We start from the raw sequence: 19674 nt of genomic DNA on the forward strand, positions 1-19674 counted from the left end.
TATATTAAACGAGGCAAAGGAAGATTGCAGGGGTATAGTAGATTTATCAATGAAAAGTTATAAAAAGCCTATTACTCCAAAACAGTTTCTGACTTTGTTTTTTTGTTAAGCAGGCGTCTAGATGTTAAAGCCACTCCACCTAAACAAATTACAGCTGCAGTTATATATACAATTCTCATACCATAAATAAAAACATCATTTCTTCCAACTACGAAATCTGTTACATGATATCCTATTTTGTAACTCATTCTATTATATAGAATTATAGTTGATAATGCTATTCCACATATCATACCCAGATTTCTCGTAAGGGCATTAACACTTCCGGCAATACCCAGCTTATCACGGGGAACTGTGGACATAACCAGCGAATTATTTGGTGCTTGAAATAATCCATTACCCAAAGCCATTAATGCTGTAAATGCTACTATAGTTGTTTTCGAAGAATTTTCAGTTAAGCTAGACATAAATAATAATCCAAGGCTTGAGAGTGACAGTCCAATCAAGGTTAAAACCTCAGAACCAAATTTATCTGACAAATATCCGCTCACTGGTGCAATTATTGAGATAATCAAAGGATAGGTCATAATCACAAATCCAGCGGCTGATGGAGAAAAGCCCTTGACATCCTGAAGATAAAAGGGCTGAATAATATTTGAGCAAAAAATAGCTATAAAAGATAAAAACGCACAAAATATACTAAGCGAAAACAATTTATTTTTAAATATCTCTAACTGTAAAAGTGGATTTTCCTGCTTTCTTTCCACTTCAATAAACTTTATAAAGGCCAAAATAGAAACCCCAAAGCTACCCAGAATAATTGGATTTGAAAAGCCTAATTCTTGTCCTTTTCCAAGTGCCACGAACAGAGGAATTATAGTAAAAGCAAACAAAACAGCCCCAACCCCATCTAGTTTTTCCTTAATTGTTTTAGTTGTCTTAGGAAGCAGCTTAATACCAATAAGCAAAGTTATTAAGCCTATTGGAACATTTATCAAAAATATATATTCCCACTTACCAGCGTCCAGAATAAATCCTCCTACAGCGGGCCCTAGTAAAGAGCCTAGAGCAACAAATGTTCCATTAATTCCCAAAGCCCTTCCTCTTTCATTTGGAGGGAATACCTCTGTGATAATGCCTTGATTGTTAGCCATAGTTCCAGCGGCTCCAATAGCCTGAATGACTCTTGACAAAACTAAAAATGAAAAGCTGCTTGTGATTCCGCAAAGCAAAGAGCCTAGTGTAAATAGCCCAATTCCAAATATAAATATCTTTGACTTTCCAATCATATCTCCCAATCGACCAAACACCAAAATAGTTGCTGATATTATAATTAAATAGCTTGTCACTACTAATTGAATACTTGAGGATGATACATTTAAAACATCTGACATAACTGGTAAAGCTACGTTTACAATGCTTCCGTCTAACGTAGCCATAAAAGTCACCATTAAAACTGTTAATAAAATAACCCATTTGTTTTTGTAGCTGCGAGTATTTGTCGAATCCATGTTAATCTCCTTGCGTGTATATTGTTTCATGTCTTATATTCAATGTAATTTACGCTTTTCAAATTGCATTGAATATAAGACTTTTCCAAAATGCTTGAATAAATATTTCTAACTGCAATTTTATCTCTTATTTCTATAATTTACATTAGCACCATAATTAAAACTTTGCAAATGTTTATTTAATATATATTTTGTTGATTAAATATAATAAAAAGATAATCCTTCCATAAAAAATTTTTATTTATATCATCTACTTTTTATTTATATCATCTACTATTGTGTTATAATATAATGTTTTATAAAAGATAATATTTGTGTCATAATATATTTATAAACTAATAATCGGAAGGTTGATTTTTATGAGGAAAATGTCAGAAAATCAAATTCAAAAAGCTATCTCAAATGTAACTGCTACACTTGCTGTAGAGGGGCTTAAAGCAAACAAAGTTACAATTAGTTACGGGAGAAAGTTCTTTAATGATGAAATTAGTATAGATGAAGCTATCAAATTAACGACTAGAAGAATTTTATTAAAAAAAGAGCGTATGGTTAGGTCATGACATTTTCAAGATACGATTGTGAGGAATTTGTTCAATCAATTTATTGTTATCCTGATACAAACATCTTAAAGAATAAACTTGAAATAAATGATTTCCAACTTTTAAAAGAAGCAGAAACACAATTCACACAATTAAGATTATATAAACTGCAGCGTAAACCTATTAATAGCGTGAACCTATTAATGGAAGGTTTTCTATAGCACATTTATTAAAAATACACAAGTATATATTTCAAGACATTTACTACTTCGCTGGTAAAATACGTGAAGAATCAATCATTAAGGGTAATACAAAATTTTGCGAAAGCCAGTTTATAAAAGAAAACCTTAAAAACATCCTAAATGAGTTAAAAGCTGAAAGATATCTAATAGGTAAGGGTATAGATAACTTCGCAAATAGATCTGCTTATTACATGGCTGAATTGAACTTCATTCATCCATTCAGAGAAGGTAATGGAAGAGCCCTAAGAGAGTTTATTAGGTGTCTTGGTATAAAATGTGGATATATTATAAACTGGGATGCTATTGATAAAGATGTATTGCTTAGTGCTTCAATTCTATCTGTAAAGGATTCAGCTGAATTAGCAAATTGTATTAGGGCTTGTATAGAAAAAGAATAAGTTATGTAATTTCAAAAAGGCTCTCAAGTTAATCCCTGAAAGCCTTTTTTATTTCATTAAATACTCTACCCTCTCATATAAGAATATCAGCACTCATTCTTATCAATAGGTTATTTTAATTAGTTTCTACCTAACAAACTAAATTTCAATTTTCATATCATCCAAACGCTTCCAAATCATCAAAAAAGCTAAGCTGATTGCTTTTAGGAAGTCCCTTTAAGCAACCAAACTTTTGAAGTGCTTCTATAGTTGAATTTCCTATTTTAGCCCTCTGTTTCAAATTTTCAATTGAGGTGAAAGGTCCACCCTCTAATACTGCTTTGTATATACCTTCAGCCGCAACAGTTCCCATACCTGAAATACTGTTTAACGGAGGTCTGATACTATCGTCCTCTATAAGGAAATTAGTTGCATGAGATTTGTATAAATCAATTGGCAAAAACCTAAATCCTCTTTCATACATTTCCAGCACCAATTCCAAATCGTCATACATATCTTTATCCTTATTTGCTGCTTGATTGCCTTGCATTTCAATTTCCTTCATCTTTTGCTTGACAACCTCTTTGCCATTTATCATATATTCAGCATCAAAAGCCTTTGCCCTGATAGTAAAGTAAGCTGCATAATAAGCTAGAGGAATATGCACCTTGAACCAAGCTATTCTGAATGCCATCATAATATAAGCCGCGGCATGAGCCTTAGGGAACATATATTTTATTTTCTTACATGATTCTATATACCATTCTGGCACTTCATGTTCTCTCATCAAAGCCTCATATTCAGGCCATTTAGGATCCTTTAATGCCTTTCCCTTACGAACTGTCTCCATTATTTTGAAGGCAGAATTCGGAGGAAGTCCCTTTTTCATAAGGTAAACCATAATATCGTCTCTTGTACACACAGCTTCACTTAATGTAACAGTGCCTGCATCAATCAAGTCCTTCGCGTTCCCCAGCCACACATCGGTACCGTGTGAAAGTCCCGATATGCAGATTAAATCTGCAAATTGCTTAGGCATAGTATCTAAAAGCATTCCTCTAACAAATTTAGTTCCAAACTCAGGAACTCCAAAGGTTCCAACCTTAGAATTTATTTGCTGAGGTGTAACCCCTAAAGCTTCTGTTGATGAAAACAAAGACATAGTCTCTTTATCATCCATAGGTATTGTTTTTGGATCTACTCCAGTAATGTCCTGAAGCATCCTAATCATTGTAGGGTCATCATGCCCAAGTATATCCAATTTCAATAGGTTTTGGTCTATTGAGTGATAGTCAAAATGGGTTGTTATAATATCTGAATCAGGGTCATCAGCAGGATGCTGTACAGGGCAAAATTCATATATTTCTCGCCCTTTTGGCACAACTATTATTCCACCTGGATGCTGCCCTGTAGTTCTTTTTATACCAGTACATCCCTTTGCAAGTCTAGTAATTTCTGCCTTATTAATTGGAATATTTTTTTCCTCAAAATACTTTTTCACATAGCCAAAGGCTGTTTTGTCAGCTATAGTACCTACCGTTCCTGCCTTAAAGGTAGTTCCTTTTCCAAATATAACTTCTGTATATTTATGCGCCCTTGCTTGATATTCTCCCGAGAAGTTTAAGTCTATATCAGGCTCCTTGTCTCCATTAAAGCCCAAGAAGGTTTCGAAAGGAATATCTATCCCATCCTTTGCAAGCTGCTCTCCGCACACAGGACATGGTTTATCTGGTAAGTCAAAGCCGTTTTTATAACCGTAGTCTGTGAAATCTGAATACTTACAGCTAGGACACCTATAGTGAGGAGGTAATGCATTAACCTCTGTAATACCCGTCATATATGCTACGAAGGATGAACCTACAGAACCTCTTGAACCAACAAGGTATCCATCCTCATTTGACTTCCATACCAGTTTTTGAGCAATTATATACATAACAGAGAATCCATTTTTAATAATAGAATCCAACTCTCTGTCAAGCCTTTTCTGAACAATTTCAGGTAATGGATCACCATACAACTCATGTGCCTTTCCAAAAGCAATGTCCTTAATGGTCTGTTCACACCCTTCAATATGAGGAGGACATTTTTCAGGCGAAATAGGGCTTATTTGCTCACACATTTCAGCAATTTTGTTAGTATTTGTAACTACCACTTCATATGCCTTTTCCTCTCCTAAATAAGAAAACTCCTCAAGCATTTCCTCGGTGGTTTTTAAATATAGTGGTGCCTGAAAATCTGCATCATCATAACCCTGACCTGCTTCAAGTATTCTCCTGTATATCTCATCTTCAGGATCTAAGAAGTGAACATCTCCTGTTGCAACTACAGGTTTATTTAATTGCTCACCTAGTTCAACAATTTTTCTGTTAATATCCTTAAGGAACTCCTTATCAGGAACCTCTTCTTTTCTTATCAGATAGTCATTATTCCCTAAAGGTTGGATCTCCAAATAGTCGTAATCCTTTGCAATGCTTTCAATTTCCTCATCGGATTTTCCATGTAAAATAGCCTGAAAAAGTTCTCCTTCACTACAAGCGCTTCCTAGAATTAAACCCTCTGAGTATTTTTTATATAAACTCTTTAATATACGTGGTTTCTTATAAAAATAATCCAAATGAGAAAAAGATACCAACTTGTACAGATTCTTTAACCCTACATAATTCTTTGCCAAAATTATTGCATGATAGGTGTTAAGCTTTTTATATTCTGACTTTTTAGCCTCTTCATCAGAACCTAGCCTGTCAATATCCTCAAGAGTCTGTGCGCCTCTCTCTTTCAGCTTTTCAAGCATTACATTAAACACCTTGACAGTCGTGTCTACATCATCTAATGCTCTATGGGCAACTTCAACCTTAATTCCGAGATTTTTAGCTATTCGCCCTAATTTATATGTCTTATACTCAGGGAAAATCTCTTTTGCAAGGGATAATGTATCTAAATATGTAAAATCAAAATCATAACCTAAGACCTTAGCATTATGTTTTAAGAAGCCTATATCAAATTGAGCATTATGAGCAACTAAAACGCTTCCTTTGATAAACTCCAGCATTTTGGGAAATACCTTTTCAATGGTTTCTGCATCCCTAACCATATCATCAGTTATATTAGTAACCTCTACAACTCTTGCTGGGATAGGTTTTTCAGGATTAACAAAGCAGCTGAATTCCTCTAACACATTTCCATCCTTGACCTTCATTATTCCTATTTCAGTAATTTTTTCTGTCTTAGGAGAAAATCCTGTAGTTTCAAGGTCAAGCACACAATATGTGGTATCAAGACTCTGCCCTTTGATATTCGTAACAGCAGGCTTTTTATCAGGAGCTAAATACGCCTCAACTCCGTATATAACCTTCATATCTGGGTTATCTCTACCTAAAAGCTTGTGTGCCTCAGGAAACGCTTGTACAACTCCGTGGTCTGTAATAGCTATAGATTTCATTCCCCAGCTCATAGCTCTTTTAATCAAATCAGAAGCACTTGCCATTGCATCCATTTGACTCATCTGTGTATGCATATGTAATTCTACTCTTTTGACTTCTGAATTATCTTGTCTCTTAACTTTTTTAAGTCCTTCAGTTTCAACTATAGTATTTGCAACAAGTTCAATTTCACCTGAAAATTTGCTGTAGCTTGCATTTCCAGCTATTTTTACTCCTTTTGCTTTTTTTAATCTCGATAGTACTTCTCCTTCTTCTCCCTCTTTGACAAAAGCCTTACAGGTCATTGAACTTGAACCGTCGTATAAATCAAAGGAAATCAAAGTTTTCCCGCTTCTTAATTCCTTTGTTTCAATATTTGATATTTCACCCTTTATAGCAACCCTACCTTCATCTGGGGTTATTTCAGTAATTTTTATTATATTCTCTTTTATATTAGCACTCCTGCCTAATATCAAAGGTGTATCTTCTTTCTTTTCCCCACTTCCCACTTTATCATCATGTTTTGCTGTTGGAGTCTCCTTAGGTAATTCAGGAGAATTATTGATTGCTGCAGCTTGGGTTTGTTCCTTAATAAGCTGATGTTCTTTTTCACGGGACTCCTCTTGAAGTCTCTTTAATTCATTACTATCTACCTTATCAAAAAAGTTAATTTTATATGTTGAACCATAGAGGTTTTTAATGGCATTACTGATTTTTTTATCATAATTCATACCAGTTAAAACCTCTGATGCCACAATATTAAAATTAAAATTAATTACATTATTAATTACTTCATATTGAGTATTTTTCATTACAGCTTTTAATAGAGGGTGTTTTTCTGACATAGCAAATAAAATATCCTCAAGTTCCTTTTCAATAGGCTTTTTATCAATTCCCTCAGCATACTCTACAGATATTTTAGAATCATTTAATGAAAATCTTTTTTTTAAAAATTTATTAAGGCCTTCTATTCTTTTTACGTCAATATATTTATCAGAGCTTAATTTAATCTCAAGAATTTTGCTTTTCTTCTTCAAAACAGCAGCTTCTACAGTTGCTGTACTTAAATTGCCCTCTGCATTAAAATCACTAAAAATTTCACAAACCTTTCTCAATTTAAACCTCCATCCAAAACCAATCAAAAATCACTTGTGATTTTTGCAGCTCGAAAACACACTGTGTTCGCACAAACTTTATTTTCGAGTTAGTCAAGCTGAACCTCCATTTTGTTTATACCTTAAATAAAACAAATAGTAATTTAATAGCATATAGCCATTACTTGATTGCCCAAAGACTCGAAAATGCACTATGTTTGTACAATCTTTATTTTCGAGTTTTTCAAGCTATACCTTCATCTAGCTGATACTGCTGACAACACAAATAATAATTAAAAGCATATAGTCATTACTTGATTGCTCAAAAACTAGAAAATGCTCCATGTTTGTACAAACTTTATTTTCGAGTTATCTTCTAATAAAATGTATGTACTTATTATATAAGATTGTACTATCTTTGTCATGTAAATAAAGCAACCATAAATATTTATATAATACGCCTAATTTCCCCAATATTTTAATCAAGTTTTCCGACTGCGAACCATCGATAATCCTACCATACCAATAGATTTTATGTGTAAAGTTTAAGCAAGTAATAAATAAACCCTGTATGAGAATAATATATTCATCGTTGTTTTATGAGATTTTCTTGCAGCTTATAAAAAAATATAGATATCAAAACATTCTATTTAGGTGGCGATACTAATAAATAGTATATATAACAAGTTCCGATTTTTTATATTTTCATATTAGGCACTCATGTTAAGCATTTCTGGAATGTATACAATGTATATTCTTGAAATTGGCTTTACAAAAAAAGAAATAAGCTTCGCAGTTTCAATATTTACTATCTCTTCATTAATAGGACAAAATTTAATTGGTTTTATCGCCGATCGTTACAAATGTTCAAAAAGAATACTTGTTATTTCAATTTGCATTGGAGTATCTGCAGCAGTTTCGATGGCTTTATCTAAGCAAATTCTATTTATAAATTCTATGATAGCAATATGGGGATTCTTTTTGTTTGGAACTGTTCCATTGTCAGACGCATGGTTTATAGAAGTTCTTAAAAAACACAATAGAGAAAATGATTATGGCAAAATTCGTGGTCTCGGTTCAATAGGCTATGCCCTGTCGGGAGTTCTTATTGGTTACTTACTTCAAACTTTGGGCTGGGGAATATATTTTTTCTATATAATAATAAGTACTTGTTTTCTGCTTCTTTCAATACTTATTCTTACTTTTGACAAAAAATCTAATCCAATTAGAGCAGAAGCTGATATAAATGATACTATAGCACAAATTTCTATAAAGGAAGGACTATCCCAAATATTAGCCATTAAACCGTTGAGATCAATGATACTGATTCTTTTCTCATATTATTTTGTTGTTAAAGGAATATATTCATATCTAGGTGTATTGCTTTCTGATTTAGGTGGCGGCCCTCTAAGTTTAGGAATAGCTTATTTTCTTGAGGCAGCTCCCGAAATTATATCATTTTTTCTTGCCGCAAGGCTGTTAACAAGGTTTAAGAGTCAAGGTCTGATTTTTATTTCCTTTATAATTCAGATCATTAGACTTACTTTAATCCTAATTTTCAGCAACACCCTTGTAATTATGCTGCTTGGTATGTTATCAGGACTTGCTTATGGTATGCAGTCAGCAGCATATAAAACCTATATATATAAGCTAGCTCCTGAAAAGTACAAAATAAGCTGCTTAAGCATCAGTGAGTCAATCATAAGTCTGTCAGGTGTCATTAGTGCTCCTATATTTGGAGCTGTAATTATTAAATATGGTGCTTATTCAGCTATAGCAATGGGACTAGCAATTGATATCATTGTGGCAATAATTGTTGCATTAAATTTATTGAGAAACAAATAGCGTAAGTAATCAAAGTCATTTTCTTTTAAATAGTCAAAAACTTATTTGGAAAATATGTAATATTTAAACATAAATATGAAATAATATAATTATAGAATTTAATTTTAAGGGGGAGATATTCATGGATTTAATTAAGAGTTACAGTTTAGTTAAAAGTCAGTATGGCTATGACCTTGTTCTCTATTTTGAAGCAGGGAATATGGATACGGAATTTGCTGGTGACTTTGGTGAACTTGATAAAGACAATAGTAGTCTCAATCAAAACATAATACAAAGTATTTACGAAAAATTTCCAGACATAGAAATTAACACAGTTAAGGTTATGATTGACTCTGTACTTCTTTCATCCTTTGTAATGACACCATCCCCTTCTATTAACATAAGTAATATAACGTAATACGTAACGTTTTATATAATTCATTCAAAAGGCCTATTATTAAACCAACTCCCATAAGTTAGCACGAAAAACTAACCAGTGGAAGTTGGTTTTTTATTGTCTATATAGTTTCGAATTTAAATAAGGTAATTAAGCTTGTATGCTTTGATCAAGTGTTAATCTTTTCTACCATAATATGAAAAAGTGTAATAATTTTCTAAATATTTGAAATACTAAATTTAACTAATTAATTTAAGGGGGAGATACCAATGGATTTAATTAAAAGCTATAGCTTAGTTGATAGTCAAGAAGGCTGCGACCTTATTCTATATTTCGAGGCAGGAGATTTGGATGTTGAGTTTGCAAGCGAATTTGGCGGACTTGAAAAGGACAGTAATCTTAAAGAAAGCATAATGCAGCAAATAGCTGAAAAATTTCCTAATATAAAAATCAACTCCGTTAAGATCATGGTTGGTGCTGCACTTCTTTCATCCTTCGTTATGGCATCAACACCCTCTGTTGAAGCAAGTACCTCAGAACAGATAGCTCAAACCCAAAGTGCTTATAATTATGATTTAAATTTTTCAATAAATGGCAAGTATCAAACCTTTCAGAATAGAGCAATGATATATAATGATATATCCTATGTCCCCATTTCTGAGTTTGCACAAGCAATAAATGCAAGTTTATGGGCAAATAATACAAGCAATACCGTGGGCATAACCAAAGACAACATAAATATTGCATTTGTAAAAGGTACAACTCTTGCACGAGTAAATGGAATACAAACGCCCATGCCTATATCAGTTGAAATTGGCAATACTACTTATGCTCCCTTAAAATTTTTAGCTGAAAACTTTGGTTATGCGGTAACATATAATAGTTCAACAAGAACTGTAGATATTTCAAATAATAGTTCTCAGTACACTGTATTAGCAGGTGATTCACTCTGGACAATATCCAAGAAATTCGGAATTACCACAGCAAGCCTTAAAAGTGCTAATAACCTTACCAGCGATACACTCCAGATAGGTCAGACCCTTATAATACCTAAATCCTCTGTTGGAACTGTACCAACTCCTACTATTAATTCAACTACTTATACGGTAGTCTCTGGCGATACTCTGTGGAATATTTCTCAAAAGTTCGGTATTTCTGTTAGCACCCTTAAAAGCGCAAATAATCTTACCAGCGATACCATCAAGATAGGTCAGACCCTTTCAATACCTAATTCTTCTAGCAGCACTTCACCAAACCCTACTGTTACTTCAACTACTTATACGGTAGTAGCTGGTGATACACTATGGAGCATTTCTCAAAAGTTCGGTATTTCTGTTAGCACCCTTAAAAGCGCAAATAGTCTTACCAGCGATACCATCAATATTGGACAAATCCTTAAAATTCCAAAAAGCACTGCAGCTCCATCTCCTTCAACATCAAATAATACCTCTTGGCCAGCAGTAACCTATATTGTCCAAAGTGGTGATACAGCTACATCCATATCAAAAAAATTCGGTATATCCATACAGGATTTATTGAAATACAATTACATGGATGCTGATGAATGGTTTGATGCAGGGGATAAAATAGCAATTTCAGGCTATGCACCAAGAGAATATACTGTTACACGTGGGCAATATACATCACCTTCACGAAGAGGAGCACTTGTTGACTGGGTCTTAGAAGGACAATATCTTGTTAAACGCAACGATACCCTTACAATAGTTGATGTGGATACAGGAAAACAGTTTAAAGCTAAAATGATGGGTGGCTACAACCATATGGATATAGAACCACTTACGCCTTCTGATACTGCTGTGATGAAAAGTTTGTTCGGATCTTGGCAATGGTCTCCTAGAGCTGTGGTAATATTTATCGATGGTATGAATATTGCTGCCTCACTATCTGGTATGCCTCATGACGTAGATACTATTAAAAATAATAATGTAACAGGACATTTTGATTTATACATGAAGAATAGCAAATCCCATAGCAGCACAACATCTACAGCTTATATGCAGCAACATTCAAATATGGTTTTGAAGGCTGCTGGGAAATAGGAAATGAAATCCCAGATTCTATTTGTCTAGAAATATCTGATGTATACACATTTAAGCTTATGGAAATTTTGCAACAGAAATTTATAATCATTAAGTAAACCCTAATTATTTATGAAAAATACAAACAGAATAGTCATATAAATGGGCCTCTAAATATTGGTTTTCTATTCCCGTATTTAGAGGCTTTTCATTGTTATTGTTATATTAAATACCTTTTTACTACTGGAATCTTTGATAGTATAAAATACACTCCTAGGCTTAGCATAAGAACTGCAAATACTAACAAAGGTATCGTAATTAATGTATTTTCCCCTGAAAATGTCAACTTCAAGGCTCTCAGCAAATCAATAATAGCAATATGAACAAGATAAATACAGAAACTTCCTTTAGAGATATAACTAATAACTTTTCTTTTTACCCCTCTTCCTGTTCCACTTCCCATTTCCATCCCTTGGTACTCTCTGGAATTAAGGTTTTTTACAAGCAGAAATATAGCTGCGGCCATTGCTGCTACATTTGGGGACATTCCTTCTAAATAAAGAGTGTATACAGAGTTATTTGCTATTGATGAAAAAGCTGTGCCCCATAATGTTACAAGAAAACCTATTACTCCAAGGAAATAAATCAAATAATTTGTCCACCTTTTAAGTGTATATTTGTTCATATAATGTCCTAAAACAAAATAGCCTATTGCTGAATAAACCATACTTATAGGATATTGGCGCACCATTCCCCTTATAAGTGAAAATGGACGAAATTGAATAACAAATGGTAATACTATGCCCAAAACAAGCCATGCAATTATTAAATACTCTATCTGACTTTTACTTGCCGTACCTGTAAACACACGTATTATAGGTAAAAGAGAGTATATCAGTATTACAATGTATAAGTAATATAAATGTGACTTAGTATTAAATAATAATATTTTTTTAATTGATTTATATATTATGTCATAATCAATATATCCTATTCGGTTAAAAACTTTTAAAATATCAATTGCTTCATAAAACGCAGCCCAAACAAAAAGTGCACACAAAATTCTAAATAAATATTTAGTAAAAATCTGTTTTGTTGTAATAACCTTATCATCCTTAAGAAATAAAACTCCGCTGCACATCAAAAAAATAGGTACTGCCCACCGTATAATAGAACCAAAAAACAATGCCACATACCAGTCTAATGATGCAATTTCCAAGCTAGTAAGGGGTGTCGCACTAATATGTATTGTAATAACACCTAAAATAGCTAATAGCTTTAGTGTATCTACAAAAGCTACTCTATTATTGGAGGCTTTATTCGGTACTTCTAATTTACCTTCTTGCATAACATCTGCAAATACTATACCATTACCCAAATCGGCTTCCTCCTGAATAAAATAATGTTTGGTCATTGTATTTTATCATATATGAGAGATAAATTAAATTCTTAAATTATATCATGGCCTAATTTTCGCTTATTATTATAATATTTCAACAATCCAAAATTTCACTTTAACACAATGGCACTGCACTGAATATTATGATGTAGGTAATATGTTTTAGGATGTGTATTATGCTAACAATAAAAGCATTAGCCTTAGGAGCAATAAATCCATATACTTGGGTTATAATCCCATTTATTTTAATCATAGTAGCAGCAGTTGTTTTTGCCCCTAGTCTTTATAGGCTCATAACTATTTGGCTGTCAAATGATGAAAAAGCTCGTACAACTATAATGCCTAATGATAGAAAATCCAAAAAAACTAGTAAAGCAAAATTTGATGGAAAAATTAATTTTGAAGCACTTGAAGAAATAATAGATACTGCAGGCTATGCCTATAATCCTGAAAAGGACATCTTCTTTTCCACAATGGAAGCTTGGCAAAGAAAAATGGGATATTGCCGTCTCTATGATGAAGCTGCTGCACCTTTAGGAATGATTATAGACTGTGAGCCTATTTATTTCACATATGGTGGCAAAAGGTGGTTAATAGAGTTCTGGAAAGGTCAATATGGCATGACAACAGGCTGTGAAATTGGTATATATACAACAGCTTGGCCTGATTTAAATATCCCGAACGTATTCAACGGAACCTTTTACAAATGTGCTAATGATAAAGACAGACTATATATGCAGTTTTCATTAAAAAAGAATGGCGAAAAACTTCTTTCAAGAAAACAAAAGCACTGGTGGTTAACGGGATTTAAATTAGGAGAATTTTCAAATCCATCCGATCTTGTATTAGATATTTATATCACTTTTAAGAACAAGAAAATGCGTAATGCTTTTCTGACTTCACTAATAGAAACTGGTTATACTGATGAAGAATATGGAATAAGCGGCAGAACTGTAGCTATACGCTTTGATAAGCCCCATACCAAACAGCCTTATTCACGTTCACCTCAAACAGATATGATTGTACAGAGAAGAAATAAGATGTTCTGTGACCAATATAATTTTATAACAAAGAGCTACTCAAACATTGCCGATAAAATTATGGCTGTAAAAGAGCAGTCACCTGAATTGTACAAGGAAATTTTAAATATTGGTAAGACCTTATCTCTATATGATACTTATACAAAAATAAAACACTATCTTGAAAACAACAGTAACTTTAACAATAATTATAATTCAGATAGTGAGGTCTAATATGGATAAGCTTGATATAGTAACTAGCATTTTTAATTCTGCAAAACAAATTCCCTTTGACGATAACTCTAAGTTTATTCTAATGAGTGATTGTCATAGAGGCAATGGAAGCTGGACAGACAATTTTTTAAAAAATAGAAACATCTTTATTGGAGCACTAACTCACTATTATAACAATAACTATACTTATATTGAGCTTGGTGATGGTGATGAATTATGGGAAAATACGCAGCTTTCAGACATAATGAGTATTCATAAGGATACCTTTAGGCTTTTATCAAAATTTCATAATGAACATAGGTTATATATGCTATATGGAAATCATGATATAGAAAAGAAATATATGAAATATGTCAGAAAAAATTTAAATAGATTTTTTAACCAACGTGAGGAAGAATTTACATCAATATTTGAAAGCCTTGAGATTCATGAAGGCTTAGTACTTAGATATAGACCCACAGGAGATAAAATTCTATTAATTCATGGACATCAAGTAAACACTCTTAATAGCGATTTATGGTGGCTTGGTAAATTATTAGTTAAGCACTTGTGGAAGCCACTTGAAGCAATAGGGGTTAATGACCCGACAAGTCCTGCAAAAAACTATGAAGTTAAAGTATCTGTCGCTGTACAGCTAACAGAATGGGTAATTCAACAAAAACATATGCTCATAGCAGGACATAACCATAAGCCTTCTTTTCCCGAGGTAGGTCAGCCACCATATTTTAATGATGGTAGTTGCATTCATCCTCGCTGTATTACTGGAATTGAAATATCAGAAGGTACTATCTGCTTGGTTAAATGGAGTGTTAAAACAAGAGAAGACGGTACCTTATATATTGACAGAGATGTTCTTGGAGGTCCAAGAAAATTAACAGATTACTTTCAATCTTTTAAAAATATAAATACTTAGCCTCACATTTTTTAAGCAAATCAATGTATACTCTTACACGAAAAATGCAACAATATTGTTGAAGCAAAGAGATAAAAGGAAATTACAAATACATTTAAAGGAGGTGTAGTGTCCATGTTCATTTTTTCATGCTATTGCGTGCAGAAATGTTAGACATGGGCATGAGAATGGCTAAGGCAGGAATGAGAAGACCCGATCCTAAGGAACCACATGGGACTGAAAGCAATCACAAAAACCATTTTCCCAAAAATGATACAAAGCCTGTTCCTGAGATACAGGGTAAAGCTAAAACAGGTAAAGAAAAAGCAAAACCTTTATAATTAGGAGCTGCTGCAAACAAGAAATTTATATACCTTGACCAATTAAACTGTTTAATTGGTTCTCCCGTACAGTATATATCTATGAAATAGTTGCGCCTCTTTAACAACAATTATGCCAACTATAACACAAGACACCCTGTCTTCTAGGTTATAGCAGCTGACTTTTTTTGCTGTGTCGGCTGCAAAATTGCTCTTCGCATACTGTTTCTAGCAGCTATTTATAATCATTATTCGAATTTAGATATATACTGTACTTAGTGTTATTTCTTGCAATAAACCATCCATATACAAGAATGGTTGTTTTTCTAAAGTTTATTTTGCTATGTCATAAAATATCTACTCCAAAATTTGTACATAACCATTAGTACCATCTATACGAATTCTCTGTCCTGTTTTAATTTTTTTTGTGGCGTCCACTACACCTGTTACAGCTGGAATTCCATATTCACGAGCCACAACCGAGCCATGTGTAAGTTTCCCTCCAATTTCAGTAACCAATCCCGCTGCATTTATAAAAAGAGGTGTCCAGCCTGGATCTGTAAAGGGTGCTACCAATATTTCTCCAGCTTCTACTACTGAGTTCTTTGGGTCAAGTACTACCTTTGCTTTTCCCTCTTTTGTCCCAGCAGACACGCCCGAACCTACCAAAGCACCTGTTGGTACATTCTTTAATGTATGCTTTCCCATTATACATTCACCTTCACTAGTAAGAATACGAGGTGGGTTAAGCTTATTCCAATATCGCAGTTCTTCGCGCCTCTCGTCTGCTAAATCCCTCAAATCATAACCCTTTTCAATGGCTTCGTATATTTCTTTGTAGTGAAAAAGGAAAATGTCCTCTGCTCTTAAAATCTGTCCCTTTCTTACCATATCCGCACCTTCTTTTAATAAGGCTACACGAGCAGAATCCATTATCCGGACTAAAATATACTTCATATGCTCCCGAATTGGAAACACTTCACGATAAATCCTCACATATTTGGCTAACTTCCTTGCTTTGCGTTTACCAGCTTTTAGCTGTACTTGATTTATGAATTCATTAGCTTTTGCTTTGGCTTTCTTTACCGTTGCCTTATACTCATCACGATGATCTCCTAATGTCTTGCCTAAAGCCAAAGTTACTATCTGCTTAGCAATAAGTTCGGGGTTTTCTCTCCAGCGAGGGCATGAAATATCCAATTCACCAGCACAACGGCAACCGTATATATCAATAAACTCAGCCCACTTTTCACTAAAATCATCATTTCTAGCATAAATACGTTGATTTAATGTGGCATAATTGGGATTTTTGAGTTCGCTAATAACTCCTTCGTGTTGATTTGCTAAATCTGCAATGTCCCCCAGCATCAACCCCATCTCTGTAGTAATATTTCCTTCAAGTCCAGATTCCACATACGGTGTATATAATTCTTCACCAAAAATATTTTTTTCCAGCCTCTTCATCATTTTCAATGCTAGCATACTTGTTCCTATCAGCGGAGCAAACTTGTTTACAACAATATCAATCAATTTCATATTGTCATAGACTGCTTTTATACGCTGCTGCCCTGCAGGAGCAGTTAATATTTCAAGAGACCTCTTGTCACAAATCTCTCCAATTAGTTTATAAGCATATTCTACTGTATTTAAGGTATTTCCTTTTAGAAAACGGTAAATAACCTTTATTGGTAAAGTCTTTAATCCTTTTGGAAAGTGAATTTTCTTTTTATGGAATTTTGCATGCTTAGAAAACACTTCAGAAAGAGCAGCAGCTGTCAGAGGTTCTACTTCTGGTAATATTTTAAGTGCTAAATTACGATAAAATCTTCGATTAAATAATGAACTAAAATCACTAAACAGCCTTCCTCCTATCAGAGATATGAGTTCACTATTGTACTCAGTTATATGTACATCCTTCCTTCTAAAAATAAAAGAAAATGTTTCTCCACCCATCCGAGAAAAAGCAGCAGTGTTCATCTGAACATAACCAATACAAATTAGTATATGAAAATCTTCATCTTCAAAATTAGGTAATGGATAAAGAGAAGTAATTGGACGTGTTTGCAAAATATAAATTTTGTTGTCTTGAATTGCCCATTCCACATCCTGAGGCATTCCGAAATGCTGTTCTAGTTTTTCACCTAAATCAAATAATTCTTTGATTTGGGGAAATTGCAATACTTGTTTTGCCGAATTAATATTTGCGGTAACTGTACCTCCATTTTTTAGGGGCAGTACTGCAATCTTTTTATATGAAATAGTCCTTTCAATTAAAGTACCTTTCTTTTTGTTATAAGAATAACGGTCAGGTGTAACCTTACCAGAAACCATTGCTTCACCTAAACCAAAACCAGCCTCAATAATTTCTACATGCCTTTTCCCGCTTATAGGATCTGCAGTAAACAGGATACCAGAAGCATCAGAAAAAACCATCTGCTGTACAATGACACACATTGATGCCTTTTCTATATTGTTTTTCTTTCTATACTCAATCGCACGTTCTGTATAAAGAGAAGCAAAGCATTTACATACAGCTTGCTCTATATCATTTGCTGGTACATTGAGATAAGTATCCTGCTGTCCAGCAAATGAAGCAAAAAGCAAATCCTCTGCAGTAGCGGAAGAACGTACTGAAAATAATGTATCAGGTTCAAATTTTGTCAGTGCTGAATTTAAAAGTTCCGAAAAATAATCAGGCAATGGCGCGGAAATCAGTTTTTCTTGTGCCTGTTCGGCATCAAGTCCGTTGAGGTCTATATCGGAAATAAAGTCATTATAAACTTCTGTCGTAATGCAAAAACCCGGCGGAACCGGAAATCCAGCCTGCGTCATTTCTCCCAGATTTGCTCCTTTTCCACCTACCAGTTCAACCATGTTCTTATTTATATCAGTAAAAAAAAGGATTTTTTCTTTCATTTCAGCACTCTCCTAAAGTTAAGTCTTAAGTTAAGTCTCAGCACATATATAAAATTATATGAAACAATAGAAAAATTTTTTATATCCTTTTATTTTACAAGTTTTATCTATTTTATACCATAGAGTAATAGTACCAAATTAATAATAAAAATAGAACTGGTTAAAAAAAATACAATTTTCAGACGACACTTAAAGCTGAAACTAACGAAAACTGACTCAATTCTGTGCATTAGTGATACTCCAAAAAAATTAACTAGTAGATAATTGATAATAAAAGTTCATGAAATTTAGCAGCAACTGTAAAAATCAAGAATTTTTATTTTGTTAGAAAAGTATATCAACATGAAAATATACATCATAAATGTTTATAAATAAAAACCCTAATATCCTAAAAAGTATACGCCTATCTACTCCTTCTCTGACTTAATTGTGTCTACAATGCTTTCGCAAATCTTAGCCAGCTTTTTATTACCGCTCCTTAGTTCAACCTCTCGTACTACCATATCAGTAAATTCCTGATTATAAATATTGCAATCCTCTCTAAATAACCTATATATCTCTTTTACCCCACGCTCAATATCATTTTCAACGCTATACTGAACATTATCGTAAATATCATTCATGGCAGCTTCCTCCAAAGGATAACTTTATCTTGAATTGCCCGCATCACTCCTCGTCAATAGAACATATGTTCTTGTTATAGTATATAGTAATTTCTAATATTATTCAACATATATTGCAAATTTTACAACTTAACCTTTATAAACTTTATTAATTAGTGTAAAACCTACCAATTAAGGCGTTTAGGCTCGTATACAGGCAACCTGCCTAACACAGCCTGTTTTATACTTACCAATTAGAAATATTTACATAAATTAGTTAATGATGAATTAATGTTAAGTCCTCAATAGGCTTCGTCAATATAGGAGCAGGAGTTAACTATAAATTATCATGATAAAAGCACCTCTCTGTATGAACATCTTTGTCCAAGATTAGGGTGCTCTTTGAAGATTAAGACCTGTTTCTAAATATGACGCTGGCTCAAAATATAACTTATATCATGCAAGCCGCTTTTCATCTATATATCTAAACGGCAGCCTCTCATTAAGTCTTGTTAAAATCCTGAACTTTCTATCATTTAGTGTATCGTATGCCTTAGGAGTAATATTCAAAATCCTCTCCCAACTCTCTACACCATTTTCAGTAGAATCATTAATAAAATTACTGTCCATCATATTTTCGAAACTGTTCCACAACTTCAAAAGTTCAGCATTCTCATCTTCAGAAAGCTTTCTGAGCCTGCGGAATTCTTTAAATTCCTTTAAAAAATCAGGTAAATAATAAAAATTGCCTTTATCCAAAAACATAACACTTGTATTAATAACTTCACCTATTTCCTCTTTAAACATGCAGCTCTCCTCCTTTAGTGTTATAAATCTAGATTAAAAATGA

Annotated in this window: 14 protein-coding genes; 8 read left to right on the plus strand and 6 right to left on the minus strand. The window is 33.4% G+C overall.

Translation table 11 applies throughout. The annotated features are described in order from the left end of the window. Positions 1 to 71: 71 nt before the first annotated feature. Positions 72 to 1511: an MFS transporter gene (locus tag EHE19_RS18215; RefSeq protein WP_137698931.1), complete on the minus strand. Its 1440-nt coding sequence runs from the start codon at positions 1509 to 1511 to the stop codon at positions 72 to 74. A gap of 359 nt (positions 1512 to 1870) precedes the next feature. Between EHE19_RS18215 and EHE19_RS18220 the strand changes: the two genes are divergently transcribed. Next, entirely contained in the window at positions 1871 to 2071 is a 201-nt protein-coding gene (locus EHE19_RS18220) for an antitoxin VbhA family protein (RefSeq protein WP_137698930.1), read from the plus strand. Between the two features lie 196 nt (positions 2072 to 2267). After that, a complete protein-coding gene (locus tag EHE19_RS18225) occupies positions 2268 to 2690 on the plus strand; it encodes a Fic/DOC family protein (RefSeq protein WP_280513979.1) in 423 nt (140 codons plus the stop codon). Positions 2691 to 2847: 157 nt separating this feature from the next. Here EHE19_RS18225 and polC read toward each other — a convergent pair whose 3' ends face one another. Beyond that, the gene (gene polC, locus EHE19_RS18230; protein ID WP_137698928.1) at positions 2848 to 7203 is read right to left on the minus strand and encodes a DNA polymerase III subunit alpha; all 4356 of its coding nucleotides are present in this window, start codon (positions 7201 to 7203) and stop codon (positions 2848 to 2850) included. A gap of 717 nt (positions 7204 to 7920) precedes the next feature. Between polC and EHE19_RS18235 the strand changes: the two genes are divergently transcribed. The 3 genes from EHE19_RS18235 to EHE19_RS18245 all read left to right on the plus strand — a co-directional run bounded on the left by EHE19_RS18235 (position 7921) and on the right by EHE19_RS18245 (position 11463). Then, positions 7921 to 9027, plus strand: coding sequence for an MFS transporter (locus tag EHE19_RS18235; protein ID WP_342343331.1), 1107 nt, complete (start codon positions 7921 to 7923; stop codon positions 9025 to 9027). A gap of 121 nt (positions 9028 to 9148) precedes the next feature. Further along, a complete protein-coding gene (locus EHE19_RS18240) occupies positions 9149 to 9424 on the plus strand; it encodes a hypothetical protein (protein ID WP_137698926.1) in 276 nt (91 codons plus the stop codon). A 248-nt stretch (positions 9425 to 9672) separates the two neighbouring features. Further along, entirely contained in the window at positions 9673 to 11463 is a 1791-nt protein-coding gene (locus EHE19_RS18245) for a LysM peptidoglycan-binding domain-containing protein (protein WP_137698925.1), read from the plus strand. A 199-nt stretch (positions 11464 to 11662) separates the two neighbouring features. Here the strand turns inward: EHE19_RS18245 and EHE19_RS18250 are convergent, their stop codons facing one another. Next, positions 11663 to 12820 carry an acyltransferase gene (locus EHE19_RS18250; protein ID WP_244648285.1) on the minus strand — a complete coding sequence of 386 codons (1158 nt, stop codon included), beginning with the start codon at positions 12818 to 12820 and terminating at the stop codon, positions 11663 to 11665. 197 nt (positions 12821 to 13017) lie between these two features. On the opposite strand from EHE19_RS18250, the gene EHE19_RS18255 reads away from it, so the two are divergent. From EHE19_RS18255 to EHE19_RS18265, 3 genes are all read left to right on the plus strand, one after another. Next, entirely contained in the window at positions 13018 to 14094 is a 1077-nt protein-coding gene (locus tag EHE19_RS18255) for a DUF4474 domain-containing protein (RefSeq protein WP_137698924.1), read from the plus strand. 1 nt (position 14095) lies between these two features. After that, positions 14096 to 15007: a metallophosphoesterase gene (locus tag EHE19_RS18260; RefSeq protein ID WP_137698923.1), complete on the plus strand. Its 912-nt coding sequence runs from the start codon at positions 14096 to 14098 to the stop codon at positions 15005 to 15007. Positions 15008 to 15162: 155 nt separating this feature from the next. Then, on the plus strand, positions 15163 to 15327 hold the full coding sequence (locus tag EHE19_RS18265) for a hypothetical protein (protein WP_171003641.1): 165 nt from the start codon (positions 15163 to 15165) through the stop codon (positions 15325 to 15327). Between the two features lie 336 nt (positions 15328 to 15663). On the opposite strand, the gene EHE19_RS18270 is transcribed toward EHE19_RS18265, so the two are convergent. The 3 genes from EHE19_RS18270 to EHE19_RS18280 all read right to left on the minus strand — a co-directional run bounded on the left by EHE19_RS18270 (position 15664) and on the right by EHE19_RS18280 (position 19631). Beyond that, positions 15664 to 18222 carry a phosphoenolpyruvate synthase gene (locus EHE19_RS18270; protein ID WP_137698922.1) on the minus strand — a complete coding sequence of 853 codons (2559 nt, stop codon included), beginning with the start codon at positions 18220 to 18222 and terminating at the stop codon, positions 15664 to 15666. A 407-nt stretch (positions 18223 to 18629) separates the two neighbouring features. Further along, on the minus strand, positions 18630 to 18845 hold the full coding sequence (locus tag EHE19_RS18275) for a hypothetical protein (RefSeq protein ID WP_137698921.1): 216 nt from the start codon (positions 18843 to 18845) through the stop codon (positions 18630 to 18632). Between the two features lie 435 nt (positions 18846 to 19280). Beyond that, complete coding sequence (locus EHE19_RS18280; RefSeq protein WP_137698920.1) at positions 19281 to 19631, minus strand: putative phage tail protein; 351 nt, start codon at positions 19629 to 19631, stop codon at positions 19281 to 19283. Positions 19632 to 19674: the final 43 nt, after the last annotated feature.

The sequence above is a fragment of the Ruminiclostridium herbifermentans genome (assembly GCF_005473905.2).
In the GTDB taxonomy this organism is placed as follows: Bacteria; Bacillota; Clostridia; order Acetivibrionales; family DSM-1351; genus Ruminiclostridium; species Ruminiclostridium herbifermentans.